At 37.9% G+C, this 26,246-nt stretch carries 33 protein-coding genes; 26 read left to right on the top strand and 7 right to left on the bottom strand.

Annotated elements, in window-relative coordinates:
* Positions 1-232: 232 nt before the first annotated feature.
* The 5 genes from VK91_RS23330 (at position 233) to VK91_RS11840 (ending at position 2,987) form a co-directional block, all read left to right on the top strand.
* The gene (locus tag VK91_RS23330) at positions 233-781 is read left to right on the top strand and encodes a hypothetical protein (RefSeq protein ID WP_369700621.1); all 549 of its coding nucleotides are present in this window, start codon (positions 233-235) and stop codon (positions 779-781) included.
* Positions 763-1,425 carry an MFS transporter gene (locus tag VK91_RS23325; RefSeq protein WP_369700620.1) on the top strand — a complete coding sequence of 221 codons (663 nt, stop codon included), beginning with the start codon at positions 763-765 and terminating at the stop codon, positions 1,423-1,425. Before VK91_RS23330 ends, VK91_RS23325 begins: the two co-directional genes overlap by 19 nt.
* Before the next feature lie 117 nt (positions 1,426-1,542).
* Positions 1,543-2,079: a TlpA disulfide reductase family protein gene (locus VK91_RS11850; RefSeq protein ID WP_048392947.1), complete on the top strand. Its 537-nt coding sequence runs from the start codon at positions 1,543-1,545 to the stop codon at positions 2,077-2,079.
* A 99-nt stretch (positions 2,080-2,178) separates the two neighbouring features.
* Positions 2,179-2,517: a hypothetical protein gene (locus VK91_RS11845; protein ID WP_048392945.1), complete on the top strand. Its 339-nt coding sequence runs from the start codon at positions 2,179-2,181 to the stop codon at positions 2,515-2,517.
* 245 nt (positions 2,518-2,762) lie between these two features.
* Positions 2,763-2,987, top strand: coding sequence for a hypothetical protein (locus tag VK91_RS11840; RefSeq protein ID WP_048392944.1), 225 nt, complete (start codon positions 2,763-2,765; stop codon positions 2,985-2,987).
* A 50-nt stretch (positions 2,988-3,037) separates the two neighbouring features.
* Here VK91_RS11840 and VK91_RS11835 read toward each other — a convergent pair whose 3' ends face one another.
* A complete protein-coding gene (locus VK91_RS11835) occupies positions 3,038-3,550 on the bottom strand; it encodes a GNAT family N-acetyltransferase (protein WP_048392985.1) in 513 nt (170 codons plus the stop codon).
* A gap of 225 nt (positions 3,551-3,775) precedes the next feature.
* Between VK91_RS11835 and VK91_RS22700 the strand changes: the two genes are divergently transcribed.
* Positions 3,776-3,880, top strand: a complete 105-nt coding sequence (locus tag VK91_RS22700) for a hypothetical protein (RefSeq protein ID WP_155483363.1) — start codon at positions 3,776-3,778, stop codon at positions 3,878-3,880.
* Between the two features lie 452 nt (positions 3,881-4,332).
* Here the strand turns inward: VK91_RS22700 and VK91_RS11830 are convergent, their stop codons facing one another.
* A complete protein-coding gene (locus VK91_RS11830; RefSeq protein ID WP_231595645.1) occupies positions 4,333-5,208 on the bottom strand; it encodes a DMT family transporter in 876 nt (291 codons plus the stop codon).
* A 206-nt stretch (positions 5,209-5,414) separates the two neighbouring features.
* Between VK91_RS11830 and VK91_RS11825 the strand changes: the two genes are divergently transcribed.
* The 3 genes from VK91_RS11825 to VK91_RS11815 all read left to right on the top strand — a co-directional run bounded on the left by VK91_RS11825 (position 5,415) and on the right by VK91_RS11815 (position 6,843).
* The gene (locus tag VK91_RS11825) at positions 5,415-5,903 is read left to right on the top strand and encodes an Lrp/AsnC family transcriptional regulator (protein WP_048392939.1); all 489 of its coding nucleotides are present in this window, start codon (positions 5,415-5,417) and stop codon (positions 5,901-5,903) included.
* A gap of 226 nt (positions 5,904-6,129) precedes the next feature.
* Positions 6,130-6,408, top strand: a complete 279-nt coding sequence (locus VK91_RS11820; protein ID WP_048392983.1) for a helix-turn-helix transcriptional regulator — start codon at positions 6,130-6,132, stop codon at positions 6,406-6,408.
* Between the two features lie 51 nt (positions 6,409-6,459).
* Positions 6,460-6,843, top strand: coding sequence for a VOC family protein (locus tag VK91_RS11815; protein WP_048392938.1), 384 nt, complete (start codon positions 6,460-6,462; stop codon positions 6,841-6,843).
* Positions 6,844-6,889: 46 nt separating this feature from the next.
* Here the strand turns inward: VK91_RS11815 and VK91_RS22885 are convergent, their stop codons facing one another.
* Both VK91_RS22885 and VK91_RS11810 read right to left on the bottom strand, forming a co-directional pair.
* Positions 6,890-7,063, bottom strand: a complete 174-nt coding sequence (locus VK91_RS22885) for a hypothetical protein (RefSeq protein ID WP_197078723.1) — start codon at positions 7,061-7,063, stop codon at positions 6,890-6,892.
* A 91-nt stretch (positions 7,064-7,154) separates the two neighbouring features.
* Positions 7,155-8,000, bottom strand: coding sequence for a copper amine oxidase N-terminal domain-containing protein (locus VK91_RS11810; protein WP_048392936.1), 846 nt, complete (start codon positions 7,998-8,000; stop codon positions 7,155-7,157).
* A gap of 292 nt (positions 8,001-8,292) precedes the next feature.
* Between VK91_RS11810 and VK91_RS22880 the strand changes: the two genes are divergently transcribed.
* From VK91_RS22880 to VK91_RS11800, 3 genes are all read left to right on the top strand, one after another.
* Positions 8,293-8,457 carry a hypothetical protein gene (locus VK91_RS22880; protein WP_004230164.1) on the top strand — a complete coding sequence of 55 codons (165 nt, stop codon included), beginning with the start codon at positions 8,293-8,295 and terminating at the stop codon, positions 8,455-8,457.
* A gap of 99 nt (positions 8,458-8,556) precedes the next feature.
* Positions 8,557-9,048 (top strand): GNAT family N-acetyltransferase, encoded by a 492-nt coding sequence (locus tag VK91_RS11805; RefSeq protein WP_048392934.1) that lies wholly within the window; start codon positions 8,557-8,559, stop codon positions 9,046-9,048.
* Between the two features lie 5 nt (positions 9,049-9,053).
* On the top strand, positions 9,054-9,992 hold the full coding sequence (locus VK91_RS11800) for a DUF2268 domain-containing putative Zn-dependent protease (protein WP_048392981.1): 939 nt from the start codon (positions 9,054-9,056) through the stop codon (positions 9,990-9,992).
* Between the two features lie 23 nt (positions 9,993-10,015).
* On the opposite strand, the gene VK91_RS11795 is transcribed toward VK91_RS11800, so the two are convergent.
* Positions 10,016-10,495: a DinB family protein gene (locus VK91_RS11795; protein WP_048392932.1), complete on the bottom strand. Its 480-nt coding sequence runs from the start codon at positions 10,493-10,495 to the stop codon at positions 10,016-10,018.
* 87 nt (positions 10,496-10,582) lie between these two features.
* Complete coding sequence (locus tag VK91_RS11790) at positions 10,583-11,200, bottom strand: LysE family translocator (protein ID WP_004230157.1); 618 nt, start codon at positions 11,198-11,200, stop codon at positions 10,583-10,585.
* A gap of 213 nt (positions 11,201-11,413) precedes the next feature.
* Between VK91_RS11790 and fabZ the strand changes: the two genes are divergently transcribed.
* From fabZ to VK91_RS11765, 5 genes are all read left to right on the top strand, one after another.
* Entirely contained in the window at positions 11,414-11,839 is a 426-nt protein-coding gene (gene fabZ, locus VK91_RS11785; RefSeq protein WP_048392930.1) for a 3-hydroxyacyl-ACP dehydratase FabZ, read from the top strand.
* A 17-nt stretch (positions 11,840-11,856) separates the two neighbouring features.
* A complete protein-coding gene (locus VK91_RS11780; protein ID WP_048392928.1) occupies positions 11,857-12,039 on the top strand; it encodes a hypothetical protein in 183 nt (60 codons plus the stop codon).
* A gap of 88 nt (positions 12,040-12,127) precedes the next feature.
* Positions 12,128-12,622 (top strand): hypothetical protein, encoded by a 495-nt coding sequence (locus VK91_RS11775; RefSeq protein WP_048392926.1) that lies wholly within the window; start codon positions 12,128-12,130, stop codon positions 12,620-12,622.
* The gene (locus VK91_RS11770) at positions 12,606-13,064 is read left to right on the top strand and encodes a DinB family protein (RefSeq protein WP_048392925.1); all 459 of its coding nucleotides are present in this window, start codon (positions 12,606-12,608) and stop codon (positions 13,062-13,064) included. The genes VK91_RS11775 and VK91_RS11770 overlap by 17 nt, the downstream gene beginning before the upstream one ends.
* Before the next feature lie 63 nt (positions 13,065-13,127).
* Positions 13,128-13,874: a polysaccharide deacetylase family protein gene (locus tag VK91_RS11765; protein WP_048392923.1), complete on the top strand. Its 747-nt coding sequence runs from the start codon at positions 13,128-13,130 to the stop codon at positions 13,872-13,874.
* 43 nt (positions 13,875-13,917) lie between these two features.
* On the opposite strand, the gene VK91_RS11760 is transcribed toward VK91_RS11765, so the two are convergent.
* The gene (locus VK91_RS11760; protein WP_048392921.1) at positions 13,918-14,196 is read right to left on the bottom strand and encodes a hypothetical protein; all 279 of its coding nucleotides are present in this window, start codon (positions 14,194-14,196) and stop codon (positions 13,918-13,920) included.
* 131 nt (positions 14,197-14,327) lie between these two features.
* Here VK91_RS11760 and VK91_RS11755 point away from each other — a divergent pair, with 131 nt between their 5' ends.
* From VK91_RS11755 to VK91_RS11715, 9 genes are all read left to right on the top strand, one after another.
* Complete coding sequence (locus VK91_RS11755) at positions 14,328-15,101, top strand: GNAT family N-acetyltransferase (protein WP_048392919.1); 774 nt, start codon at positions 14,328-14,330, stop codon at positions 15,099-15,101.
* A 300-nt stretch (positions 15,102-15,401) separates the two neighbouring features.
* Positions 15,402-16,916: a S41 family peptidase gene (locus VK91_RS11750; protein WP_048392917.1), complete on the top strand. Its 1,515-nt coding sequence runs from the start codon at positions 15,402-15,404 to the stop codon at positions 16,914-16,916.
* Positions 16,917-16,984: 68 nt separating this feature from the next.
* Positions 16,985-17,887, top strand: coding sequence for a CobW family GTP-binding protein (locus tag VK91_RS11745; RefSeq protein WP_048392914.1), 903 nt, complete (start codon positions 16,985-16,987; stop codon positions 17,885-17,887).
* 442 nt (positions 17,888-18,329) lie between these two features.
* The gene (locus VK91_RS11740; protein WP_048392912.1) at positions 18,330-19,019 is read left to right on the top strand and encodes a CAP domain-containing protein; all 690 of its coding nucleotides are present in this window, start codon (positions 18,330-18,332) and stop codon (positions 19,017-19,019) included.
* A gap of 102 nt (positions 19,020-19,121) precedes the next feature.
* On the top strand, positions 19,122-19,433 hold the full coding sequence (locus VK91_RS11735) for a helix-turn-helix domain-containing protein (RefSeq protein ID WP_048392911.1): 312 nt from the start codon (positions 19,122-19,124) through the stop codon (positions 19,431-19,433).
* 177 nt (positions 19,434-19,610) lie between these two features.
* The gene (locus VK91_RS11730) at positions 19,611-22,565 is read left to right on the top strand and encodes an EAL domain-containing protein (RefSeq protein WP_048392908.1); all 2,955 of its coding nucleotides are present in this window, start codon (positions 19,611-19,613) and stop codon (positions 22,563-22,565) included.
* 121 nt (positions 22,566-22,686) lie between these two features.
* A complete protein-coding gene (locus VK91_RS11725) occupies positions 22,687-24,120 on the top strand; it encodes a spore germination protein (protein ID WP_048392906.1) in 1,434 nt (477 codons plus the stop codon).
* On the top strand, positions 24,117-25,145 hold the full coding sequence (locus VK91_RS11720) for a GerAB/ArcD/ProY family transporter (protein WP_048392904.1): 1,029 nt from the start codon (positions 24,117-24,119) through the stop codon (positions 25,143-25,145). The genes VK91_RS11725 and VK91_RS11720 overlap by 4 nt, the downstream gene beginning before the upstream one ends.
* The gene (locus VK91_RS11715; protein WP_048392902.1) at positions 25,135-26,211 is read left to right on the top strand and encodes a Ger(x)C family spore germination protein; all 1,077 of its coding nucleotides are present in this window, start codon (positions 25,135-25,137) and stop codon (positions 26,209-26,211) included. The genes VK91_RS11720 and VK91_RS11715 overlap by 11 nt, the downstream gene beginning before the upstream one ends.
* Positions 26,212-26,246: the final 35 nt, after the last annotated feature.

The raw sequence follows: 26,246 nt of genomic DNA, 5'->3' as shown, positions 1-26,246 counted from the left end.
GAGAACACCTGGTCTTTTTGCGTGCTGGCAACAAAGTGGAAGTAATGCTAAAATAAGATAAATACTTTAGAATTTTCATGAAATTTAATCAAAATCACGCATAGAAATTTGAAAAAAATGAAATCCCCCATCGTTTTTTCAACTAGGCGTAAAAAGGAGTTCAGACATGCAGGTTCGTCCAATTTAAAAATCTCCCAAGAAAAAATAAAATCTTAATTTTGGGGGATAAAACGTGTTTAAAAACCGATCTTTTTCACTTTTATTGACAGGTCAATCTTTAGCGGATATTGGTGATATTCTCTATATAGTAAGCGTGATTAGTATAATTTATCGTTTCACCAACTCGGCGATTGCTACTTCCTTCGTACCGTTTATTATTACTACTTGTATGTTGATTTCCAGTTTGCTAACACCTCTTATTACGACAAAAGTGTCGTTGAATCAATTGCTAACTATTTCTCAAGGATTTAAAACCGCTGTCATTTTGGGCCTTGCCTTGTATGTACAATGGGTAGGCGACCAGCCGATGATTGGCTTTGTGTTTTTATTGATTGCGATGGTTGCGTTTTTGGATGGTTGTGCCAATCCTATTCGTCAATCCTTGCTGCCTCATTATGTGGAAGAAAAGGATTTATTGCGAGCAAATAGTATTGCAGAAACGGTTATCCAGTCCATTCAGGTGGGTTCTGGTTTGTTGGCAGTTCCTTGCTGCTTCTCTTTACACCATCACAGCTTATATGGGGCGTTGTCGTCCTTTTTTTCATGGCAACATTGCTTTTAAAGCTTTTACCAGATGTGGCACGTATGGAACGTCCAGAAAAAAAGAAATGGGTGTTATTTATGCAAGGGTGGCAATCCATCCATCAAACACCTGTACTAAAGGTAGCTGCACGAATGGATTTACTGGAATCAATGGCAGGTGCAGTGTGGGTCGCAGCGATTTTACTTGTTTTTGTAGAAGAAGCATTGCGGGCTTCTTCTCAATGGTGGGGTTATCTCAACGGCATTTTTTTTATTGGCATGATTATAGGGAGTATGATTTGTTTAAAATGGACCAAATTTATTGAGCGTAAGAAAGCTATATTCATAAGTGGAGGTGCGCTGTTGTCCGCTATTTTTACATTATTCTTTGCGGTTAGTATCACACCATTGATGGCTTTACTCTGTTCTTTGCTGATTGGCTTATGTGGGCAATTAAAAAACATTCCACAGCAAACCATCATTCAAACAAGTGTCTCAAAGGAGAAATTACCAACGGTGTATACATCGTTGAATGTCATTGTGACAGGGGTATTCGGCCTTTCATCTTTAATGATGGGCATGTTGTCAGAATGGTATGGGATACGAGTTGTTTTTTTCCTTTCAGCTAGTATGCTACTTCTCGTAAGTGTGATTGCCTATAAAAATAAAACATCTTTCACGTAAGAAAGAGTAGCCCTTACTTTTAGAGTAGGGGCTATTTTTTATAAAAAGTTCATATTCTGTTAGTTGATAGTATGGTAAAATATACAAATATTTGTATATTTTAAAAGGAGAGTAAGTATGAATCGTAAAAAAATAAGTTTCATTATCTCTGCACTTATCATAGCAATCTTTATTGGTGTGGCATTAAAAAATGTTTTTTTCCAAGCATCTCTTACACCATCTATGACTGTTTTGGAGGATGGCACCAAACAAATTAATTATGAAACTGCTTTAACAAAGCTAGATCAATCCTCCACAACGTTTGAAGCATATAAGGGCAAAATAGTAGTAGTGAATTTTTGGGCGTCCTGGTGTGGGCCTTGTCAACAGGAAGCACCTGAACTAGAGGCATTCTATCAACAAAAATCAAAGGATGTCGAGCTGCTAGCCATCAATGCCACAGCCTATGATAGCTATAAGAAGGCGGCAGCATTTAAGGATACTTATGCTTTATCATTTCCTATCTTCCTAGACGAAGAGGGAGTACTACAGAAAACGTTTGAAGTGGTGAATTATCCTAGTACATTTATCTTTGATAAAGAAGGAAAATTACAGCACAGCGTAAAAGGCGAACTCACTCAACAACAATTAATACAATTGATTGATGATCTCTAAGAACAGAATAAGTCTTATAGACAATATATTTAGAAAAATGAAACTTTTTCTAAAAAGATGCGTAGAAGTAGCTAAAGAAAAAAGGAAGGGGCTCCTTTAATGCCACGGAAACACATGATTATTATCATCATTGCATGGATTGTAGAAATATCGTTGACGTACTGGGTTGCCACAATATTCTCTGTGCGATTTATCGAAGTGATGTTTTTCACGGGCATTGCCTTTACCTTAGGAACGTTTTACTTTTCAAGTAGCGGTGGAGCGATGTCAAGGCTTTATACATCCCAAGTGAGTGCACAAACAGGGATCATTCATGAGCGAGAACGGTTCAAGGTTAAACTTGGGCCCGTATTTATAGCGTCACTGATATTTTTCCTTATTGGATTGGTATTCTTTATTTTACTTGTAACAGGCATTATTCCACCACAAAAGGTGTGAAAGTTATTGGCTTCCACCTGCAAAAAATCAAGATGGCTAGGTGCTCATTTTGATTTTTTTGCGTTGTATAGGATTTGTAGAGTGCTATATTATAAAATAGGCTTCGATAATTGTATTTTTACAATTATAAAGGAATAAAAAGGTAACTATTATACTATAATTACCCTTCGTTATTAGTAATTTGTCATGCAAAATATGTATATCTATGGAGGTATACAAGATGTTAAAGGAGCTATCAAACCGCAGTGCCCCAAAATCCAAACCAACAAAATAGAGAGAAGAGTAGACACCAAGAACCTGACGTTCAGTATAATGCTCTGCTAGAGATTCAAACAATGGAAAGTAGCATAAAAAGATACATAACAGTGCATGGTGATCACTTGAATGCAGCTGAATATCATTCTTTACTGCAAATGATTAAGAGTTTAGAGGAATTGAAAACAGCGATTAAAGAGGTCTCATTAGATTAGGCACATTCTTTTAAATTGGATGATCTGACAATACGGTTTGTCAGATCATCCTAGGAATTAATCCACCGGTAATAAGTAAAAGTGAAGTTTTGACCATTCATTTCAAATGATTCTCCGCTTCTATCCACTTGTTTAAAACCGTTTTTTTCTAATACTTTTTGAGAGGCTATATTGTTCGTTGTTGTTTGTGCCTCAATGATGAGCATGCCTTGCTGGCGCATAAGGTCTAATACTAATTCTAAGGCTGTATGGGCAACCCCTTTCCCACTAAATTCTTGTCCTACTCTATAACCGATATGGCCTAATCGTTGATCCTTATCAATATCGATTACATTGATTCTTCCTATAATTTCTTCAAGTTCATTTTTTATTAGATAGAAATAGGATAGCTGTTGTGCTTGTTCCTCTAAAAGCATGTCATTTTTTCTTATGAAACTTGGTAATTCGTAATAGTCATCCCCTCGACTTGGGACTGTTTTTTCAAAATAGGCCCTATTTTTAACCTCAAATGCATATAAGTTTTCAAAATCACCCTGTGTTAATGTTTCTAATCGAATTTTCATGGCATCTCCAATCAATTTTGGTTTTTCTTTCATTATACCTGTAGTCTAGGGTTAATCTCACCCAGTTTATGGATTGTTCAGATGATTTTGTAGATGTGTGGATAGACATGAGTACTGGTTTGCTTTTTCAGCCATCCACTAAAAAAGGACCGTCATTAAAAAGACCCACTTCCTGTCGGATCTAGTGAATTAAATAGTGAGCGGACAAGTAAATTAGTAGAGGCATTGAGCGATTTTTTAAGAGAGTCCAGTAATTTTCAAAATGTGGAAGCACTTGTTCTACTAGAAAATGAACTTAGGTTGGTTCAAGTCTACCTCTATATACAGTAGGAGCGTTTTGGCAAGCGTATTCAGGTTGTATGGCAACTAAAGTCGGAGACAACTGTCCTCATCCCATCACTGATTTACCAGCAATTAATTGAAAATGCATTAAAGCATGGAATGTTAAAGCGTTCTGACGGGGGAACGATACATATTCGTATTATCAATTTTGATACCCATCTCGAAATCACCTTAGCGGATAATGCGTTGAAATGGATGAAGACAATTGTCAAAACTACTGTAGCCTCAAGAACGCTCATCCAGCAGTAATCAATACCCATATAAGATTGCAACACCATTATGGGCAAGGTTTACGTATGGTAAGCAAGCTTCACGAAGGAACGGTGTTTCATTTGTGGTAGTAACAAAAAAACATCTACTTCATTAGATGCATTGCCTCTCGATGAGTTTTAAGAGGGGGAATGCATCTTTTATTATTTGCAAGTTTGAAAAATAGAAATTTAGAGCACAGCCTGAGGCGTCTTCGTTTTAAAATGTGTGAATAAGTAGCATCCCAAAATCACGATGATTCCCCCAATGCCTTGCAGCCAGCTTAGCTGTTCACCGATAAATAAAAAGGCGAGCAATGCTGTAAAAATAGGATTAAAGTTTAGAAAAATACCAGAGGTTGTGGCACCTAATTGTTGAACGCCAATATTCCAAAATACCATACAAACTACTGTAGAGATGACCCCTGTATAAAGAAGCGAAAGGATGAAAGAGGAGTCGATTTCGGAGAAGGTAAAATCCGTAATCGTGAATGGGACTAGGATGAGTACCCCAAACAAACCTGCATACAATGTCGCCATTAACGGAGAGGTTGTTTGCATAGCCCACTTACTACATACAGAATAAAGTCCCCATACGCAAACGGCTGCCACCATCCATAAATCTCCTGTATTCAAATGGAAGTGCCATAACAGCTGCCAATCTCCTTTCGAAAGGACAAGAAAAACACCAATTAAAGAGAGTACCATCGCCAGAAGTTGCAAGCCATTTATTTTTTCTTTCAGAAAGGCGAAGGAAAAAAGGGCGATGGACATGGTATTCATTGTAGAAATAAGACCAGCATTCGTGGATGTTGTTCGTTCCAACGCTAAAAATTGAAATATATTAAACAAGGCAACACCTGTAATGCCCATCAGGAATAATGGCACAAGAGCGGCTTTAGCAGGAACCAATCTCTTTTCTTTCCACCAAACTAACGGTAGCAGGACGATCACTGCGATCAGCCATCTGACCAACGTTAAGGTCATTGGAGAGGCATGAGCCACTAGCGTCTTAGACACAACAAAATTGCCTCCCCATAGTAAGCTCGTGACAAGCATTAAGCCCATATAAAATTTAACCACAGTATAGGTACACTCCTCTTGCTTTTATGTATAATAAGAATCATAGCACTATTAGTGATTTATCAGTATAATATTTTGTATAATTGAATAAAATCAAAATAATCGAAAGTTATTTAATGAATATCAAAATAATATTTTGAAATCGCATTAAAAACTTCCTTGTCTAAAAATAATCAAAAGAGGAGAAAACAATGGAGGATATAAAAAATAAAGGATTAGATAATGTCGATCTGCAAATCTTAGCGATTTTGCAGCGAGAGGTTCACATTAGCAATGCGGAATTAGCTAGACGTGTGAATCTGTCCCCACCAGCAACCCATACAAGGGTGAAACGTCTAGAAAATGAAGGCTATATTGATCAACAAGTCGCGATTTTAAATCAGGAGAAACTAGGCTTTGATTTATTGTGCTATATATTTATGAGCACAAATATTCATCAGGAGAAGGAAATAGAGGAGTTAGAAAACAGCTTGAAAACAATGACCGAAATTATGGAATGTCATTGCTTAACAGGTGCCTATGATTATTTGTTAAAGGTCGTAATTCGAGACCGCCAAGACTTAGATCAATTTATTCGAAAATTAAATAAGCTTGGCGTTTCTAGAATTCAAACGAATTTATCCTTACGAGAAATTAAATATTCTACAGTGTTACCGATCGAAGAAAAACAGCAAGTCTGAGTAAGCTAACTCAGGCTTGCTGTTTTTTTACTCATGATAGGTAAGCAGCCGCTCCAAATGAGTAGAGAAGCGCTCGAAAAAGGTAAGCAGCCGCTCTAAATGAGTAGCACTCCGCTCACGAGGGATTATCCCAGCTCCAAATAAAGAGATCACATGTGCAAAAATCATACAACCGACAAGTTGCTTATAGTTGACATGCAACCATAGAGTTGCTTATAATCAAGCTATGAATTGGGATAAAGACGCTATTTTTAAAGCACTAGGGGACTCGACTCGGAGACTTATATTAGATGAACTGGCTGAGTGTGATGAGATGACGTTGTATGATTTGACGGTGCGTCTTCTAATGAAACATGAACTTTCCATTTCGAGGCAGGGGATTGCTAAGCATCTGTCTGTCTTAGAGAGTGCTGGACTCGTCCTATCACAGCGGAAGGGAAAATATCGAGTCATTCTTTTCAATAAGGAACCACTTAAAGATTTACTGAAAGGATGGGTAGAGTAAAGTTTACGTGTGAAGGATGCTTCTTAAACGACTTAAAAGGAGGAAAAGCAATTGAATATTATTGTCAACAGTATCTTTGTACAAGATCAGGAAAAGGCACTGGCATTTTATATGGAAAAGCTAGGGTTTGTAAAAAAGGAGGATGTCCCAGTAGGAAAACATAGATGGCTAACGCTTGTGTCGCCTGATGATTTAGAGGGCACTGAGCTATTACTTGAGCCAGATGAGCATCCTGCAGCAAAGGACTATCAAAGGAGGATTTTCGCTGAAGGCATTCCAGCAACAATGTTTGGAGTTGCTGATTTAGAAAAGGAGTATAGCCGTTTACTGGAGAAAGGCGTTGAATTTACACTTAAGCCGACAAAAGCGGGAGAAGTCACAATAGCAGTTTTTAATGATACATGTGGCAACCTTATTCAGATTATACAAAAATAGTGAAGAAAAGCGTGTTTGATAAAAAATATCAAACACGCTTTTCTCATTACTCAGCCATTACCCAACCTTGATCATCGTTCAAAACGTTTAGATTTTCTTTTGGCTGCGCATTTACGGTCTGTTCTTTGGCTTCTGCTTCCTCGCTGGGCGGAGCTTCTTCCGACGAACAAGCAGATAAAAGGAATAGTAGCGCTATACTTAATGATAGGAATTTCTGCATGAGGCAAACCTCCATCAATCAATCGTCGATATGAATATTTTGCACATCTTTTTACAGAATATGTTGTGTATAGCTGCCATTAAAAATTTTTTTAAGCGACTGTATTACTAATTATTTTGCTAAAGCCATTATTATATGCACTATTAATCAGCTGCTGTATTGACTTCACTGCTTGCTCAGAGAAAATATACCAGTTATCGCCATCGAAATCATGGAGTAAATACTCAGGATAGCCTTGTAATAATTCCTCTGGGAAAGGTTGATTTAATGTATAGATATCATATTGTCGAACACTGTTTTGATCATGGCTCATAAAATCAAATTGACCAAGCTTGTAATAAGATCCAGGAGTTTCTAGATTGAGGTGCCAATAATAATCTTTCGGAGCCTCTACTTTGTCGCCTTTCTTTTCTTGGAAAATTTTGAAAAGTGCTTGGTGATAGGCATTGCCCTTGATGTCCTGAATGACACCACCCATTGTCATATGGTATTCATAGCGTAGTACCTTGATTTTTTCATCTTCAATTAGCAATGGTTCAGTCGTAATATTCACTGTGCCATCATTATAATGCACTTGGCTGCCGAATGTTTCAGCAATAAAGCGAATTGGTACATAGGTGCGATTGTTTTTCATGTATGGTTGTACATCCAATTGCTCTTTTTGACCATTTTTAATGACTGTTCGGTTATTAAGATTCAATTTAATGGTTGTTTGATCCATTGAAAGGGTGATTTGTGAATCCTGCCAATGAACTTGCGCACCAAGATTTTCACTGATCACTCGTAATGGCACCATCGTTCGATTGTTTTTTTGCTCGGGTGCTGTATCAGATTTTACCACAACATCGTCGATTTTGATTTGTGTCGTTGCGGCATCAGCAGGTGTTGCTACAAATAATGTAGATGTTAAAAATAGCCCTGTAAAAAATTTTTTCATGGTATATAACCTCCTTATACTTTAACACTTACCACCATCGGAAATTTTACCATAATATTCTTATGTATATAATAAAAACTTTACTATTTTTTCTTTTGGCTGGAAAAGGTTGTGTAATATTGGACTTGTTTTTGCAGTGTGTCATTTAGATTAAAACCATCGTGTTGCTAGATATCAAAGTAAAGAAGTTGAAATACAAATTATACAAAGTCACCACCGCTATTAGCAACTTTTTGACAGCGTATATTCTGTATTTGTTCTCGAATACTAATGCTGAAAGGAGGTTTTTTAAATGAAGTTTTTGACATGGGGCATTGTTGGTGCAGCATTATTTGCTGTGATGAAAGGCTACGGAAAATCGAATCAAGGACAAAAGGATAGCTTTCAACAAACAACCACACCTGTACAATTAGTTGCCAATGCGAATCCGCTGACAGCCAATACACCGAAACAGTAGAACAAAAGCTTATAGATTATAGGGATCTATAAGCTTGCTATAATTTTACATAAATATCCTATCATTGGTATAATAAATTGCGAGAAAAGGGGTGTATAGATGCTTCATTTTACAAACTATCATGACGATGATTTAGAAGAAATTCTGCAATTATTTTACGAAACCGTACATAGTGTAAACGCAAAAGATTATTCACAGGCCCAATTGGAGGCTTGGGCACCGTTAGCCATACAGCCAGTTAAAGTAGCGACTTGGCAAAAGACTTTAAGACATAATAAGACCTATGTCGCACGGAAGCATCATCAAATTGTTGGCTTTGGGGATATGACAATGGAGGGGTATTTAGATCGACTTTATGTCCATAAGGATTTTCAAGGACAGGGGATTGCATCAGCCATCGTAGATTTACTAGAAGCAGACGCAAGAAAACTTGCCCTTACCCATATTTACACGGATGCTAGTCTTACAGCGAGACCATTTTTTGAACGGAAAGGATACCAAATCATGCAAACACAAACAGTCGAGCGACAGGGCATATCGTTAATGAACGTTAGCATGGTTAAATTATTTCCTGATGAAAAGGACGGATGAAAAGGATGAATTGTGTAAAGGGTTTTATCGTATTAATGATGTTATGCTTCATACTTAGTGCCTGTGCACAAACAGAAAAGCCTTCTCATGAGAAACCAGATGTAGAAAATATCACGGTTTCATTCGAACATCCTGAAACAAAGCAACCATTTAAAATTATTCATGCTTATGAGCTTTTTCAAAACTATACGGAAAAGGTAGAAAGTGACCCAGATCGTTCGCCATTGGACATCTATCGAGAAGAGGTTGTTGATCCAGTTTATAGTGCATGTTTTGAGAATGGTGAATATATAAATATGGCTGAGACGGTGTTGAATATCACGCCCACACAATTGAAAGAAAATCAATTATTAAGCAAAAAAATTGATAGGGAAGCAACTGAAAAGAGTTTCAAAGAGGGTCTATTCAAATCTTCTGAATTTCTTCCAACTAATAATGAAACAACGGTATGTGTGTTTCCAGCCACAGATGTTAACGCCAGTATGGTAACGATTGGTGCAGGTAAAATAACAGCCCTCTATAATAAATATTATACCGATGAATCTATCAGGGCCATTATCGCTCATGAATATCATCATAGTGTTGCAACTGAAAACCGCCCACGTGGTGAAGATAAAGTGTTAGATCATCTCATATTTGAAGGAAGGGCTGTGATGTTTGAAAAATTGGTTTATCCTGATTTGAACTTTACGCGAGTTGATTTAGATTATAACAAAGTCTACTGGGCAGATGTTGCAGTAGATTTGGATAAGCCTGATCTGAATCGTGCATTAGATATAATTAGAGGTGGAAATGATATACCCTATCAATATGGGTATAGTGAAGGCTATAAAATGGTAAAATCCTATCTTGATTTGCATCCCAATGTATCGATAGAGGAATGGACCGCCTTAAGTCCGAAAGAAATTTTTGAGAAAGGAAACTATCTCGAAAACTATCAATAAACAAGTAAGCAACAGACCCAGTATCAAACTAGGTCTGTTGCTTCGTTTAGGCATCGATAAATGGTTAAAATCGCTTGTAAATGCATACCTTCATGAAAGATGGTGCGTAACAGTACTTGTTCAATGGTTTGCATACCCATATCAATAGGAGGGAATTCCTCTGACAATCGATGACCGTACTGTTCCTTTAATTGTTCAGGCTGCTGAGCTAAATACTTCTTTAATTCCTCAAAGGATGGCGTTTCGTCGTCAAAATGCTTTGGCGATGTACCAAAGCCAAACCATTTCTTGAGAGCTTCTAAATCTATATCCTTTTCCTTTGTTAATGCCTCTATCCATAAATATTGATCGAGATAAACATGACCCATATTCCAGCGAATATTATTATGAAATCCAGCTGGGATGATGTTCGCTTTTTCTTCTGATACATGCTCGAGTAAGTGAAGCAGCTCGCCACGATAATTGGCTAGCTGCTGAAATAGATTTTCTTGACGTTTATTCAAATGTAACCCTCCTTTTTAATATTATTGGCTATTAAAACTCCATTTTCCTGCAAAAAAAGAAGAACACTTTTTGTGTTCTTCTCCAATTTATCTACTTTGTGTCTGTAATGCTAAACGGACACCGAGACCGATATAAACGAAGCCAACTGTCTTTTCGAGCCAGCGTGAGCTACCGCTTGTTTTTGTAAAGATTTTTTCGCCAATGAAGCTTGTAATTACTGCGAGTAGGATTGTATATAAAGCACTCATCACGACAAATGTTATACCGAGTGTTAGCAATTGGCTTGTGACAGATTGCTCGTTATGCTGAACAAATTGCGGTAGGAAGGCTAGGAAAAACAGTGCCGTCTTTGGATTGAGGATTTCTGCTAAAAAGCCTTGACGGAATGAAGTACTAGCAGGACTTTGTTCGACAGTCGGTTGCTCAATTTTCTTTGGCTTTGTGAGGAGCATCTGAATGCCTAAGTAAACAAGGTATGCCACACCAATATATTTCACCACTTCAAAGGCAGTGGCTGATTTCATTAAAATAGCAGAGAGACCTAAAACAGCCGCTAATGTATGAACCAAGTCACCAAGACCGATACCTAAAGCTGTATAAATACCATTCTTTTTTCCGCTTTTTAATGTTTGTGTAATGGTAATAATTACTGCAGGACCTGGAATTAAAAATAATAAAAGAACTATTGCGATAAAAGATAACATGCGAAACCATCCTATTCTAATAAACTAATCATTCTAGGGTGAATGCATGGAATATTATATTCTAGCTATTGTGTGGCTGTCGATAAAGAAATATTGAAAAAATAATGAAAAATAATTCAGAAAACTAATGAATAATACTAATGAAATTTTATTACCTAGTACTAATATTTAGTGTTAGAATAAGATTGTAAAAAATACGTTGGAGGAATTCATATGTTAACAAGTCAACAATTACAAGCTATTTTGCCACACCGATATCCATTTCTTTTGGTAGACCGTATTGTGGAGTTAGAAGAGGGCAAGCGCGCAGTGGGGTTGAAAAATGTAACGATTAATGAAGAGTTTTTTAAAGGTCATTTTCCACAGTATCCTGTGATGCCAGGTGTGCTAATTGTTGAAGCATTAGCACAGGTTAGTGCAGTGATTATGCTGACAAAGGCTGGGAATGAGGGAAGATTAGGTTTATTGGCAGGAATCGATCATTGTCGCTTTAAAAAGCAAGTAAAGCCTGGTGATCAGCTACATCTAGAAGTGGAGATTACGCGTGTGAAGGGCGCTGTTGGGAAAGGCAGAGGGATTGCAATGGTAGATGGAGAAATAGTTTGCGAGACGGATCTTGTTTTCGCTTTTGGATCTTAGAAAATGGAGGTTCTCGGTTGAATTACACATTTATGCTTTATATCGCCGTTTGTATCATGCAAATAGCGCTATTAGCGAATATTACGATTGCTAAAGGCGCTTGGAATGGGGTGATAATGTGGCTTTGTACGGTAGTTTTTGTTTTCGCAACAGCTATTTTTGGATTAAGTAGAGCGCGGCAAAAAGACACTCAAAAATAAACGACTTTGCTTCAATTCGTACTACACGGCTCTCTTTCCTTCATATAGTAAATGGAGTGAAAGTTTTAATATGAGAGGGTGAGGGGGTTTGAGGGTCGCTTTTATAGAACATAAAGAAGAACAGCTACAGCCAGAGCAAGCGTTGGCGCACGATTTCTGTGATCAATTTGTGCAAAAGATGCATAAAAATATATTGCATAAAAAGCTTGATGAGGATGTGTATCAGTCCTATTTTGTTATCCTTCAGCAACAATATACAAGGCAAGAGCTGCGATTTATTGTCCATCTGTTAAAGGTACAGGCAAATGAGATAATACGCATGAAGCCCATGTTTATTACCATGAGTGGTGTTATTTTATCCATGTTTACATTGCTTGCTACAACCATGAATAGCAAACTCATGATCGGCATGTCGCTTGTCCAAATCGTTGCATTAGCCGTCTTGAGTTTTAATGTCGCCATTATATGGATTTCCTTTAAAATTGAAATCGAACATAAGCGGGTGCAGGCAGTGATTGCATTATTAGATTATTACGTAACAATTGTTTCAGAAGGGAGTGACCTTCGTGCAAAAGACAGTTGAACAATTACATTATTGGCTTATAAAAGTACCAGAAGTATTTCGTGTGATGACAGAAGCGGAAATAACACAACGACCTGCTCCAAAAAAATGGTCCAAAAAAGAAGTAATCGGTCATTTATGTGATTCGGCTATTGTCAATCTTGAACGATTTCTTCAAATTCAGAATGAAGCTTCACCCTATGTAGTGACTACATACGACCAAGTACAATGGGTCGCGTTACAGGGCTATCAGGAATTACCGATAGAAGATATTTTAATGTTGTGGACAAGCATCAACAAAAAAATCATGTATGTACTGGACCACCTTGATGAAGAGACATTGGCCCAGCCATGTGTGATGAATCAACAACAAAGGACATTGGGATGGTTGATAGAGGAGTATATGCAACATCTGGCACATCATATCCACCACCAAATTTTAATGAATGAATGCGAAACATAAGCATTTTTTTAGGAAATCCTCAAATAATAAAGTACGAAAATAATTATTTGGGGACGTGAAAATGTGAAAAAGTTTTTATTGCTTTTACTACCACTTAGTCTAATCACGGTGTCGCTTTTTTATGTAAAAGTGAGTTCTTCTGAAAATAAAGGAAGAAAGTATTATGAGGAAGCAGGTCAAATTCTTTGGGAAATTCAGACAGATGAAAAAATCATTGCCTTAACATTTGATGATGGGCCACATCGCAAATATACAGCGAATATCCTTGATGTATTGGAAAAATATAATGCAAAAGCAACCTTTTTTATTGTCGGTCAAAATGCAGAAAAAAATCCTGAGCTGATTACAAGAATGTACGAAGAAGGACATGAATTGGCCAATCATACCTATACACACCCTTTAAGAACAAATGTTACCAATTTAATGAAAGAAATACAGCAAACAGATGAAGTGATTGCAGGGATTACAGGCTATCAGCCAACATTATTTAGACCAGTTGAAGGACAATATACCGATGCGATGATTGATGCAATTTCAAAAAAAGGCTATAAGGTTGTTATGTGGTCTTGGCATTTAGATACGCTTGACTGGAAAAGCCCAGGTGTTCATCGCATCGTGAATACCGTTTTAAAAGGTGTGAAAGCAGGCAATATTGTCCTATTTCATGACGGTGGGGGAAATCGAGCACAAACGGTTCAGGCAATGGAACAAATCATACCGGAGCTTGAAAAACAGGGCTATCAGTTTGTGACGGTTTCTGAATTATTGGAAATCCAAAGGACACATAAGAAAATGGAAAAAAAACAGTAGTGTTGAAGCAGAAACGTCTTCAACACTTTTCTTTATGTAAAGGTTATTTAAACATTTTTTTGATGTGTTTAAGCTCAGCAATTAAATAATCAATTTGTTTCTGCATATTATCTATTTTAACTGTTTGATGCCCATTTCCATTGCCATTATTCGTTTGAGAAGAATCATTGTTCGCGTTTTGGAGCGCTTCTAATGCGAGTCCCGCTGCAATGGTTTGTAAACCATCCCCTAATGTTGAAATGGCTGTGCCAATATAGGATAGCTTAGCCGCATAAATTTCTATGGATTCATTGCCTTGGCTCGGTTTATTATTTCTCCCCATTGTTTTTCCTCCTTACATTTGTCATTACTTGCATCATATGCGACAACAAGTGAAAAGGCGATTCCGATGATCGTTGAATGATTCACTAAAAATGGTAAAATTAGTACAATCAACGGATTGGGGGACTAGCATTGACACACCATGTAGAGCTGATTGAAATGAATAGTGAGCTGTTAGAGGGGAAGGGCAGCTTTTGTTTACGAAGCAAGAAAAAAACAGAGGGCTATCAGAACAAAAACAAATGGCTTAATCAACAATTTGAAAAGGGCTTACATTACATACAAGTACTCGAAAATCAAAAACAAGTAGGTTTTATAGAATATACAGACGCGGAATACTCTTCAAGAGTTGTACATGCAGATGGCTATGTGGTGATTCACTGTTTATGGGTAAGTGCAGTGGGGAAGGGCTATGGTACACAATTACTGAAGAGGTGCTTAAAGGATGCCAAGGAACGTGGAAAAAAGGGAGTGGTGGTCATTACAAATGACCAAACTTCCTGGACGCCAAGCAAGGATTTATTTTTACAGCACCAGTTTCAACATATGGCAACAGCACTCGATGATTTTGAATTATGGGTCTTTCCATTTCATGAAAGCGTTGAACGGCCATACTTTCCTGATAATTGGCAGGAACGATTAACGAGATTTCCTCATTTAACGATTTTACGTTCCTTTCAATGTCCATATGTAGACGTCGCTACGGAAAATATTCAATTAGCTGCCGAAAAATTAGGCTTGCAGCCAGTGCTGTTGGATCTTCAAACGAGAGAAGAGCTGATGGAGAAATCACCGACACCATATGGTATTTTTTCAGTAGTTTATAAAGGACAATTGATTGCCTTTCATCGATTAACCGTACATTCCGTATATAAAAAACTGCAAAAACTCATGAATAATTCCTGATATGATGCAACTTTTTTGGACACTGGCACGTTATATTCTTATAGCATTTCTATGATTCTTTGAGTTTTTTGTTGACTGCTACTAGGAAATGAGTAAAATTAAAAGGCAGTACCATAATATGCCTAAACTTAGTAGTATGATGGCTGAATAGGTGCTGGAATGCTAGTTAGAATGAAGCATGATCGGACAAGGTCTGTCATGAAATTTTGACAGTCTTTTTCTTTTCGTCTTCTGGATAACCTGTTAAGATGGTAGTAGTGTGACAACAAGTTAGTGTAAATGAGAGTGGTGACAATCAAGATGGATGAACAGAAAAAAGAAAGTACAGAACAGCAGCAGGAGCCGACTCCAGCTGAAATAAAGCCGGCAGGACAATTTATACAACTGAAACCGTTTAAATTTATCATGCTAATGTTCTTTACAATTCTTATTACGGCAGGTTTAACAATATTTGCGTTAACCTTTGGTGATAAGAAAGTAGTAGAAGTGAAAGTTCCGATTGAACGAGAGGAATTTACAAAATTATATGAAGCATTTGATTTACTGAAAAATAACTATTACCAAGATATTGACGATGAAAAAGTGGTCGATGGTGCGATCAATGGTATGTTTGATGCATTAGGCGATCCTTATTCCGATTTCATGGTAAAGGAAGAAGCGGATCAATTTAATTCTGGCTTATCTTCAAGCTTCCAAGGAATTGGTGCAGAAATCCAAGAACGTAATGGTTATATTACAGTAGTGTCACCTATCAAAAATTCTCCTGCTGAAAAGGCAGGCTTATTACCAAAAGATATTATCTTAACAGTTGATGGGAAAAGTATTCAGGGCTTAAGTGCAACAGAGGCAGTTGCACTGATTCGTGGCGAAAAAGGAACACCCGTAAAATTAACGGTAAAACGTGGTGAAAATACGGAACCTATTCAAATGACGATTGTTCGTGATGACATCCCAGTCGAAACCGTTTATGGTGAAATGCTGGATGGCAATATTGCCCATATTCAAGTTACATCATTTAGTGAACAAACTGCCCAAGAGCTTGAAAAAATCCTTACTGAGTATGAAGGCAAAGGAATGAAGGGCATTGTATTAGATTTACGTCAAAATCCTGGTGGCTACCTAAAGGCTGCAGTCGATATCTCTAATTTCTTTGTACCAGAAGGAAAGGCGATTGTGCAGGTACAAGAAAAAGATGCGGAGCCTCAAATTACAAATGCCATTGCAGGTAAAAAATATAACCTACCGATTACGGTACTAGTTGATAGTGGCAGTGCTTCAGCCTCTGAGATTTTGGCAGGAGCATTAAAAGAGTCAGTTGGTGCTAAAGTTGTTGGTGAAACATCATTCGGTAAAGGAACTGTCCAAAATGTTACACCATTAAAAGACGGCTCTAATTTGAAATTTACGACAGGTAAATGGTTAACACCGAAGGGCAACTGGATTAATGAAAAAGGAATTGAGCCTGATGTCAAAGTTGCGTATCCATCCTATGCCTCTTTACCATACTTGAATGCCTCTTTAGAAATGAAGACAGGCCTACAATCTGACTCTGTGAAAGCAGCAGAGGAGATGCTTCAGGTGCTAGGGTATGAGCCTGGTGAAGTAGATGGGATCTTTGATGACAATACCGCACAGGCAGTAGAAAAACTACAAGCAGCGAACAACCTTGAAGAAACAGGCATTCTAACAGGTAATACAACGTATGCTTTAATGGATGCGTTACGTGCAAAAATGAAAGCCGATGATCCTCAGTTACTAAAAGCGAAAGAGCTTCTTGTAGGAACAGCCGAAAAAACAGAGGAAACAACAAACTAACAATGTAGCTGTCGCAACAGTTGTCTTTCACGGCATCTGCGACAGCTTTTTTTATGGGAGGAACTAATATGAAAGATGTGTACCTATTTAGTGGCTTTTTAGGGAGTGGCAAAACATCCATGCTGACAGATGTCATTCGCCAGCTAAAAGAAAAGAAATTAAAGCCTGCTGTTATTATGAATGAGCTCGGGAAGCTGCCATTTGACTCGCAGGCAGTGGAAAAGGATATCCCGCTAAAGGAGATGCTAGAGGGCTGTATTTGCTGTTCGGGTGCTGAAAAAACAGAGGCACAAATTCAATCTCTTCTATTAGATAGTGATTTTGATGTGCTCATTATCGAGACAACAGGTGCAGCACATCCTGTAGAAGCTTTGGATGCCGTTTATTCACCGCTTTTTGCAGATCAGCTCAATGTGAAAGGCATTATCACGGTGGCGGATTCTAAGCTCTGGCTACACCGTGATACATTAACACCACAAGTGCGCTCTTTATTTCTGGAGCAAATTCGCCATGCACATCTATTGTTAGCAAATAAAACAGACTTATTAACAGAGGCAGAGCAAGGTCAGGTCGTCTATGAACTGCAGGGCTTGAACCCTCATGCCTTTATATTGCAAACGACAAATGGACGCGTACCACTCAGCTTATTAGAGGGGCTGAAGGCAACAACACAGGTCGATAAAGCAGATATAGTTAAAGCGCCAATAGCCTCAATGCAGCTGGGCTCTCGCTTAGTAGATTTTACAGATCAGGAATTTACACAGGAGCAGTTTGAAGATTGGGTGCGTGCATTACCTGAAACGATTTATCGTATGAAAGGCTATGTACCAATTAAGGGCATCAAAAACCCAATGTTGTTCCAATATGCTTATGGAATGGTGCAATGGCTCCCAGAATATATAAAAATGCCAGCAAAACTTGTTATTATTGGAGAGAATGTTAGTGCTTTACCTGTTATTGGGGAGAATTGAAGAATAAAGCAACCAGTGAATTTCTGCACGTGAACAACCTGTGTAGCTTTACACAGGTTGTTTTATTTTTATGTAAATGAAATGTAACGATCTTGTAACACAATTGTAATATTAGGCTAACATGAGGCTACGACACTAGCCGTCTCAGGGTGATGCAAAGAAAGTAATGAAGAAAGGCGATTAAAAAATGAGTGTATAAAACATACATTTTTTATTCATATCAGCTGTTTATTTTCTAAAATATTTACGAGTTTAGGAGGGGTGTCAACCCTCTTTCAAACGTAAGTATTTCATAGATTGGTGAAACCTGCTAAAAAATAACGCGAAAAAAACGTGATTTTTCGCGCATTTTCTTCTTCGTTGGCGTAGTTAGCAGATGTTGGTAAGATTTTAATGAAAATCATCCCTTACGATTAGTGGCAGAGAAGGAGGAATTGCAAACATGAAAAAAACACTAACTGCAATTTGTGCAACATTTCTTTTAGCAGCTCCAATTCAAATAGCTTCTGCTGCTGCAAATACAACAGAGGGGAATTCCGTACAGCAATCAACAAACTGTAATGTTTATTATTATAAATGGTCAAACAATAATCATAAGTGGACGATTAAACTTCCACAGGCATCTACACCATCTAATGAGACGCCAACAACAAATAATACAACACCAACAAAGCCAAATAATAATCAATCATCACAAAATGAAAAGCCAGCAACACCACCAACTACTTCAACACCATCAACAACAACTTCAGATGTGGACGCATTTGAACAAGAAGTAGTAAAATTAACAAACGCTGAGCGTACAAAAGCTGGTTTATCACCACTTCAAACAGATGCAAAATTAATGGCTGCAGCTCGTGAAAAATCACAAGATATGCAAACAAATAAATATTTCTCACATACGAGCCCAACATTTGGTTCACCATTTGATCGTATGAAAGCTTTAGGTATCGCTTATAAAGCTGCAGGTGAAAATATTGCTCAAGGTCAACGTTCACCACAAGAAGTAGTACAAGCCTGGATGGACTCACCAGGACACCGTGCGAACATTTTAAACGGTAAATTTACACACATCGGTGTAGGTTATGTGAAATCAGGTAACTACTGGACACAACAATTTATCCAAAAATAATCATTTATTAATAGAAAGATGCTCTATAAGTCTATAAAGGCTTAGAGAGCATCTTTTTTTATTGAATTAATGGTAAAATTTGATGAGAAAGGAAGGATAGAATTGAAACAATATAGCATAGCAATGGCGATTTTCTCATTAGCCGTGTCGTTTTTAATAGGAAGCTGGCTCATCGCCACTAGTTTAAAAGAGCAGCCAAAGGAATCCGTGCAACACCAGCTATTGTCACAACAAGAGGCAGCTGATTATTTAGGAATCAGTGTAATGGAAGTGCTAAAATTAACAGAAGTGCCAGATGGATCAAATAGTTACATAAGCGAAATCCCTCATGTAAAGGTAGGGGACAAAGTCTATTATCCAAAGCAAGCCATTGATCGCTGGCTATTGGATATGGAATTAATCGTAGTACCTTAAGAAAAACATATGAACTATTTCTTTGGATAGGGGCATCACTTAATAAAAAAGAGCGCTTCTCCAGCGAAAAACGGTCGATGAAACTTTTCTTTCTCTTTTATAAATAGTAGTTTTTAAACTGTATTTTGGGGGAATTGATAAATAAGTAGTGGGTAAAAAGTAGGGAAGGTGAGATGGATGAAAAAGCCGAATCTATTAAAGCAGTTTTTTACAAAAGAAGAAAGACCGCATACGTTTGCGCTGGCAACAGCTCAAGACCATCGTTTATTTTCATATGCCATGTCCTTTGCCAAGTATCACCCCGATATGATGATTGTGTTTTCGGCAGATGGCGAAATTATTTACGTCAATCAAGAAGCACTCTATGAGCTATTACAATATCGACCTAGTCATGCAGAAGATTTCAAGAAAATTCTGACTGATGTAGATTATAAACGATTAAAAAGAGCGTTCAATCGAACATTACGAGGAAAGTCGGTCAAGATTGATATTGAAAGACTACAGCATCAAGGACAAAACCTAAGCCTCGTACTGACGTTTATACCAATCAAAAATGACGACAATCAGGCGGAGGGGCTCTATTTAATCATTGAAGATATGTCCACGTATTCAGCCATGAAGCATCAGTTAATGCTACATGAGAAGCATTTAAATTACGCCCAGCATATTGCGGCAGTTGGGAGCTGGGAGTACTTTATTCAGCATGACAAACTGTTTTGCTCAGATAACTTTTATCATATTTTTGGCTTTGCACGTTCAGATAACGATGGTATTGATCACGTTTTCCAGTTCATTCATCCAGATGATTATGAAAGGACATATGATGCATTTAATCATGCTCGAAAAGGGACTAATTTTGACAGTGATTTCCGAATTTATCACGGTAAAACCAATGAACTGCGTTTTCTACAGGCAGCCGCCGAAGTCATATGGAAGGATGACAAGCCCTTTAAGATGATTGGGGTTGTCAAAGACGAAACGGCTTTCAAACTACTTGAGAAAACACTAAATGATACATTAGCCAACTATCATTCTATCTTTGACAATTTAGATGCAGGGATTTGGATGCGAGATTCCATTCGAGGCAATATGCTGTTCGCCTCTAAAGGGTTGGAAGGAATTCTTGGTATTCCATTAGCTAAGCTTTATGATGACTCAGAAGTATGGATTAATATGATTCATCCTGCACATCGTGAGGAGGTATTAGCGTATACTGATCATCTCGCTTCAGGCAAAAGCTATCAAGTGATTTATCGTATCCGAACGGGGGAGAATCAGACAAAGTGGTTGCTGGAGCAAATTGTGCCGAGACTAGATCAGCAAGGGGAGGTCAACCATATTTTCGGCTTAGTAACTGATATTACAAAGGAGATTGAACGAGAAAAGAAGCTTAATTATTTAGTGTATTATGATGAATTGACAGGTTTACCAAATCGCTTGAGCTTACATGATAAAGTTGATACCTTATGCTTAGCTGGCGAACCCTTCGCACTATTATATATTTCGATTAACCGCTTTCATATCTTAAATAATGCGCTAGGTACGAAAATCGGTGATGAGCTTCTGCGCACGGTGACTAACTACTTTTCAACACTAACAGATGATCACAGTTACATGGCACGTTTAGACAATCAGCATTTTATCATTGTCATTAAAAAATATGTGAGCAAGCAACATATTTACGCGCTGGCTAGCCGTATACTGAAAACCTTTGATACACCTTTTTCGATAAAAGACTATCGCTTGCACCTATCTGCTAGCATTGGTATTGCTTTTTATCCAGAGGAGGGCTTAACGAGAAACATTTTATTAGAAAATGCATATTCAGCTTTATGCTATGCGCAACAGCAGGGAAGGAATCGTTTTCATATTTATGCCTTTACAGAGGATATTACTTCCTATAAACAGTATGTGTTAGACCGAGATATGCGACAAGCCATGTTAAATGAGGAATTCGAATTATATTTCCAACCATTGGTGGAGCCGCAAAAGGGGGTTATCAACGGTGCAGAAGCGTTAATTCGTTGGCATCATAAAGAATGGGGCCTTGTGTCACCTGGTGAATTTATTCCATTAGCGGAAGAAAACCATATGATTCACATCATTACAGATTGGGTGATTAAAAAAGCATGTGCGTTGTTACAGCACTGGAAGCAGCAAGGGCATGTGCTGCGAACAATTAGTATTAAGATATCGCCAATCCGTCTGATGAAAAAGGGCTTTATTCAGTTTGTCCAAGAGCAATTACAGGTAAATTCGATTGACGCTCATTATATACAGTTCGAGATTAGCGAAAGTACCATCTTAAAAAATAGTACAAGTGTGATGACCGTTCTTAAAGAATTACAAGACATCGGTGTCAAAATTGCTATTGGTGATTTTGGAACAGGCTACTCATCCTTAGAATCATTGCGAACATTCCAACCAACGACACTCCATATCTATGAAGCGTTTATCCGTGAAATTCGTCATGACCGTCCGATTGAAAATGGACTCATTTCAGCAACGATTTATTTAGCCAAAATGCTTGGTATTCAGGTTGTGGCAAAAGGAGTTGAAAGTTACGAACAATTTATCTTTTTAAAGCAGCAAGAATGTGATTATTTGCAAGGTAGTATTTATACGAAGGCTGTTCCCGCGAAAGCTTTTGAAAAAATGCTGGCACAAGGCATTTTAACACCACAAAAAGCGATTGTTCATAAAAAACCTGTGGTGGAGCGACGCAAATATTATCGTTTTCAATTCCCGGCCTATGTGAAGGGCTTCATGACAATTATCGAAATGAATGAGCAAAAAATTAATATCGGTCATACCCCGATCATCATTGAAAATATTAGCTTAGGCGGCATGAAGATTCGCTCTTCTTTGAAGCTACCCGTTAATCAAACGATGAAATTTAAATTTAGCTTTATTTTAATGAATCAATCATTTAACCTAGAGGGTACTTTTAGATGGACCTTAGAAGAAAAATACCAAATCTATTCTTATGGCGTCGCCTTTAATTTGACGCAGGAGGATGAAGGAAAATTAGCCCCGATCATCAATCGAATGACAGCCTTGCATAATCACCATGAAAAAATAGAGGGAACGCCCTTTATGTATGAGGATATTGAAGCTTATTTTAAAAAATAGCTGATCATGAAGATGCCCAAATGTTCTAGAGGGCATCTTTTTTTCATGGCGTGGAATCACACGAACTAAGCGTTTGAAATACACGAAAAATGCTTATACTCTCCAGTAGAGGAGGCGTTTTATGGATAAAGTGGAGTATATGATCAAAAGCCTACAAAAAGCATTCTACCATTCCTCGGATTTGACCGTCAGACAAATAGATTGGCATGAAGGGGACACGGCTATTTTATGCTTTTACGCTTCTCTTGTTGATGCGAAGGAAGTCCAAAAAATACTGGATACCATTTATGCACGTTTAGATACAGAAAAACCTTTTTGGAGTGAAACCCTACTTACAACACTCGATAATTTTGCGCTACCGCAAGCGATTGAACGGGTTTGCCAAGGTGAAACGCTCGTGATTTTGCCTGATACGGGAAAAATGCTGACGTTAGCGATTACCAATGAAGTTCGTCGTAATCTTGAGGAGCCAAACAATGAACATATTCTGCGAGGCTCCCATGAGGGTCTTGTGGAGCGGGCGGATACCAATTTAACATTGATACGAAAGCGAGTGAATAATCCCGCTCTTGTGGTCAAATCTTTTACAATTGGACAACAAACTAACACTAAAGCTTATTATCTCTATATGGATGGGGTTATACAGCCTGAAACCTTACAAGAGATGGAAAAGCGGATTGCAGACATTAAAATCGACTATTTTTATAGTATTGGCCAGTTAAGTGATGCACTAGAGGATTCCGTGTTATCGCCATTTCCACAATTGTTAAATACAGAGCATCCAGATCGTGTGGTAGCCCACTTAGTGGAGGGTAAAGTTGTGGTCATGACCAATATTTCGCCGTCTGCCTTGATTGGCCCTGTGACATTTTTCTCTTTCTATCAAACACCTGATGACTATAATAGTCGGGTAGTGGTTGGCTCTTTTTATAAAATAGTGCGTTTACTGTCGTTTGTAACGGCGGTTTTTTTACCAGCATTTTATATTGCTGTGATTAGCTTTCACTTTGAGGTATTACCCTTAGAATTAAGTAATCAAGTAAAAAATGATGTTAATGATATACCTTATCGACCGTTAATTGAAGCACTGATACTTGAGATTATTATGGAGCTCATTCGAGAATCAAGTATTCGTTTACCACAATCAGTAGGGCAAACGATTGGGATCGTAGGGGGGTTAGTGATAGGAGATGCCATTGTAAGTGCGGGACTCGTGTCGAACTTAATGGTCATTGTTGTCGCCTTAACGGCCATTTCAAGCTATGTTGTCCCGTCCGTTGAATTGAATAGCACGATTCGCATGATCCGTTTTCCGTTTATGCTACTTGCCTCATTATTTGGGTTTTTAGGCATTGTGGTAGGAGTTGTCATCCTATTAATTCATTTAATTAGTTTAACGTCATTGAAACAGCCGTATTTTTCACCTATCGTACCATTTCAACCGAAAGCTGTTTATAAAATTTTTTTACGCTGGCCATTTATTAGACCGACAGTCCAAGTTACTTCCTTTCAACCACCGAAGGATGAAAAGGGAAAAAATGAGGATACACCATGAATTTTTCTCTATCAAAGGCACAATTTTTTTTACTACTCTTTATCATTCAGACAGGTGTTGTCTACATTGCCTTTCAAACACCGTTAATCATATACAGTCAACATAGTGCATGGTATGTCTTCTTCCTTGCTAGCATCTTCCATTACGGCTTGCTGTTATTTTTTGAACGCTATTATCAATTTTTCTTTTTAAATGGGTTCTTTCGCTGGGTCTATCTGATCTATTGGTTATTAATAACAGCTGTATTAATTGCCTATATGGGGTATGTTCTGGCCTCATGGGTCTTGCCCCGAACACCTGAATGGATTGTTGTCATGATGATTGTAGGGCTATCTTTGTATGCCAATTTAGTTAGACCAGAAACCATCATCAATATTGGTGTCATGCTAATTCCTATCATTTTCCTCTTTGTCATTTTTTTAATGCTGGCTATTCCAGATTTAACGTGGAGTAATCTTTTTCCCGTTGAGTGGAACAATACTAGGCAAATCATGGCGGGCATGATTCATAGCATGTATGCCTTTTTTGGGATTGAAATGTACCTCCTTTATCGTCCATTTCTCAAACAGGATTTACAGGTGAAGGGAAAGCCCTTATTGATTTATCAACTCGTCATTTTTATCTTTTATTTTATTTCGGTTGTCTTTACACAAATGTTCTTTGCTTTGGAGGAGGTTCAACTAATACCAGAGCCTATTATGTATATTTTAAAATCACAGGAAGTGAATTTTGTAAAACGGCTGGATATTTTTTTCATCTATATTTGGCTTTCTTGGTCCATTGTTACGGTCATGATCTACGGTTTGTCCTTTCGTGTGCTTTATTTGTCAAAAAAACGGAAGCATCCGAAACGAAGTATTGTTTTTTTTCATCTTCTCTTAGCCATCCTGCCGCTATTTGTCATGCAATTTCAGCGCATTGAGTTTATCAAAAATTCTATACACTACGTACTCATTGTGTTTACGATTCTACTACCAATGATGATAATTTGTTGGAATAAATGGAGGGGAAAACGTGTATCGTAAAGGGATTATGCTCCTCTTGTCTATGTTACTTTTAGCTGGCTGTTGGGATGAACGACTTTATAAAAACGCTTCCGTTGTGACGCTCGTTGGGGTGGACGGATATATAGGGGCATACAAGGGATATTATGCCTATCCGAATACAGCAGCTCAGCAAAATGAAGTGATTGAAGCGGACGGCATTTCACCAAGAGATGTACGGAATCAAGCCAATTTAAAAGTAGAACAAACACTTGATTTATCTGAACTATCGACCATCCTTGTATCGGACCAAACGGTAAGAGAGCCTCTTTATGATATTTTGGATATTTATTTTCGTGATCCCCAAAACCCGATTTCGATAAAAATTGCTGTAACAGAAGGGGATGTCAAGCCGTTTATAGAGCTAACAAAGGATTTAGCAGGGGGGGCAGGAGGCTATTATGAACGTTTTATGGAAAGCACAGAGGAAAATACAATTTTTCCGAAATTAGATTTACAGACGGTTGGCTCCATGCTATTTGAACAGACAATTGATATAGCACTACCGTATATTCAGTTAAGTGAGGATAAAAAGCATGCTGTTGCGGCAGGTGTCGCTTTGTTCTCAGGTCAAACGTTTACGGGTACAATATTAACACCAAAACAATCTCTCACGATGCTTCTCTTAATGAATCAACCTAGCAAACAAGCGCGGATGAGCTATATGTGGAAGCATGATGGAAAATCGATGCCAATCACGGCTGATGTTATTCATATCAAGCGTCAATGGACGGTGAATGAGGAATTAAAAAGAATAGACATGGATTATCTCATAGAGGTAGAAATTGAGGAATTTGCACATGACCATTTATATAAAGACCCCGTTTTCAAGGAGGTTCAGCAGTTGATTCAAGATCATGTGCAGGGAGAGTTTGAGGAGGTTTTGCGGATTCTTCAAGGTCAGCAATCGGATACGTTGGGGATTGGTCGATATATTCGTGCCTATCACCCCAAAATGTTTCAGAAGGATTGGCATGCTGTCTATGCATCCTTACAGCTAGTGCCGTCTGTTCAAGTGAAAATCATTCGTACAGGTGTTTTACGCTAAAAAAATCGCCTTTCTCAAGTTAGAGAAAAGCGATT

Source organism: Lysinibacillus sp. LK3, from assembly GCF_001043675.1.
Taxonomy (GTDB): Bacteria; Bacillota; Bacilli; order Bacillales_A; family Planococcaceae; genus Lysinibacillus; species Lysinibacillus capsici.
The sequence above is the reverse complement of the archived record's forward strand: the minus strand, read 5'-3'. Positions and strand labels throughout refer to the sequence as shown.

Excerpts from the sequence above, each read along its gene's own strand:
- VK91_RS23325 (WP_369700620.1), top strand. The coding sequence starts at position 763 with ATGGCAACATTGCTTTTAAAGCTTTTACCAGATGTGGCACGTATGGAA.
- VK91_RS11850 (WP_048392947.1), top strand. The coding sequence starts at position 1,543 with ATGAATCGTAAAAAAATAAGTTTCATTATCTCTGCACTTATCATAGCA.
- VK91_RS11845 (WP_048392945.1), top strand. The coding sequence starts at position 2,179 with ATGCCACGGAAACACATGATTATTATCATCATTGCATGGATTGTAGAA.
- VK91_RS11835 (WP_048392985.1), bottom strand. The coding sequence starts at position 3,550 with ATGAAAATTCGATTAGAAACATTAACACAGGGTGATTTTGAAAACTTA.
- VK91_RS11830 (WP_231595645.1), bottom strand. The coding sequence starts at position 5,208 with ATGGGCTTAATGCTTGTCACGAGCTTACTATGGGGAGGCAATTTTGTT.
- VK91_RS11825 (WP_048392939.1), top strand. The coding sequence starts at position 5,415 with ATGGAGGATATAAAAAATAAAGGATTAGATAATGTCGATCTGCAAATC.
- VK91_RS11820 (WP_048392983.1), top strand. The coding sequence starts at position 6,130 with ATGAATTGGGATAAAGACGCTATTTTTAAAGCACTAGGGGACTCGACT.
- VK91_RS22885 (WP_197078723.1), bottom strand. The coding sequence starts at position 7,063 with ATGCAGAAATTCCTATCATTAAGTATAGCGCTACTATTCCTTTTATCT.
- VK91_RS11810 (WP_048392936.1), bottom strand. The coding sequence starts at position 8,000 with ATGAAAAAATTTTTTACAGGGCTATTTTTAACATCTACATTATTTGTA.
- VK91_RS22880 (WP_004230164.1), top strand. The coding sequence starts at position 8,293 with ATGAAGTTTTTGACATGGGGCATTGTTGGTGCAGCATTATTTGCTGTG.
- VK91_RS11805 (WP_048392934.1), top strand. The coding sequence starts at position 8,557 with ATGCTTCATTTTACAAACTATCATGACGATGATTTAGAAGAAATTCTG.
- VK91_RS11800 (WP_048392981.1), top strand. The coding sequence starts at position 9,054 with ATGAATTGTGTAAAGGGTTTTATCGTATTAATGATGTTATGCTTCATA.
- VK91_RS11790 (WP_004230157.1), bottom strand. The coding sequence starts at position 11,200 with ATGTTATCTTTTATCGCAATAGTTCTTTTATTATTTTTAATTCCAGGT.
- fabZ (WP_048392930.1), top strand. The coding sequence starts at position 11,414 with ATGTTAACAAGTCAACAATTACAAGCTATTTTGCCACACCGATATCCA.
- VK91_RS11760 (WP_048392921.1), bottom strand. The coding sequence starts at position 14,196 with ATGGGGAGAAATAATAAACCGAGCCAAGGCAATGAATCCATAGAAATT.
- VK91_RS11750 (WP_048392917.1), top strand. The coding sequence starts at position 15,402 with ATGGATGAACAGAAAAAAGAAAGTACAGAACAGCAGCAGGAGCCGACT.
- VK91_RS11745 (WP_048392914.1), top strand. The coding sequence starts at position 16,985 with ATGAAAGATGTGTACCTATTTAGTGGCTTTTTAGGGAGTGGCAAAACA.
- VK91_RS11740 (WP_048392912.1), top strand. The coding sequence starts at position 18,330 with ATGAAAAAAACACTAACTGCAATTTGTGCAACATTTCTTTTAGCAGCT.
- VK91_RS11730 (WP_048392908.1), top strand. The coding sequence starts at position 19,611 with ATGAAAAAGCCGAATCTATTAAAGCAGTTTTTTACAAAAGAAGAAAGA.
- VK91_RS11725 (WP_048392906.1), top strand. The coding sequence starts at position 22,687 with ATGGATAAAGTGGAGTATATGATCAAAAGCCTACAAAAAGCATTCTAC.
- VK91_RS11720 (WP_048392904.1), top strand. The coding sequence starts at position 24,117 with ATGAATTTTTCTCTATCAAAGGCACAATTTTTTTTACTACTCTTTATC.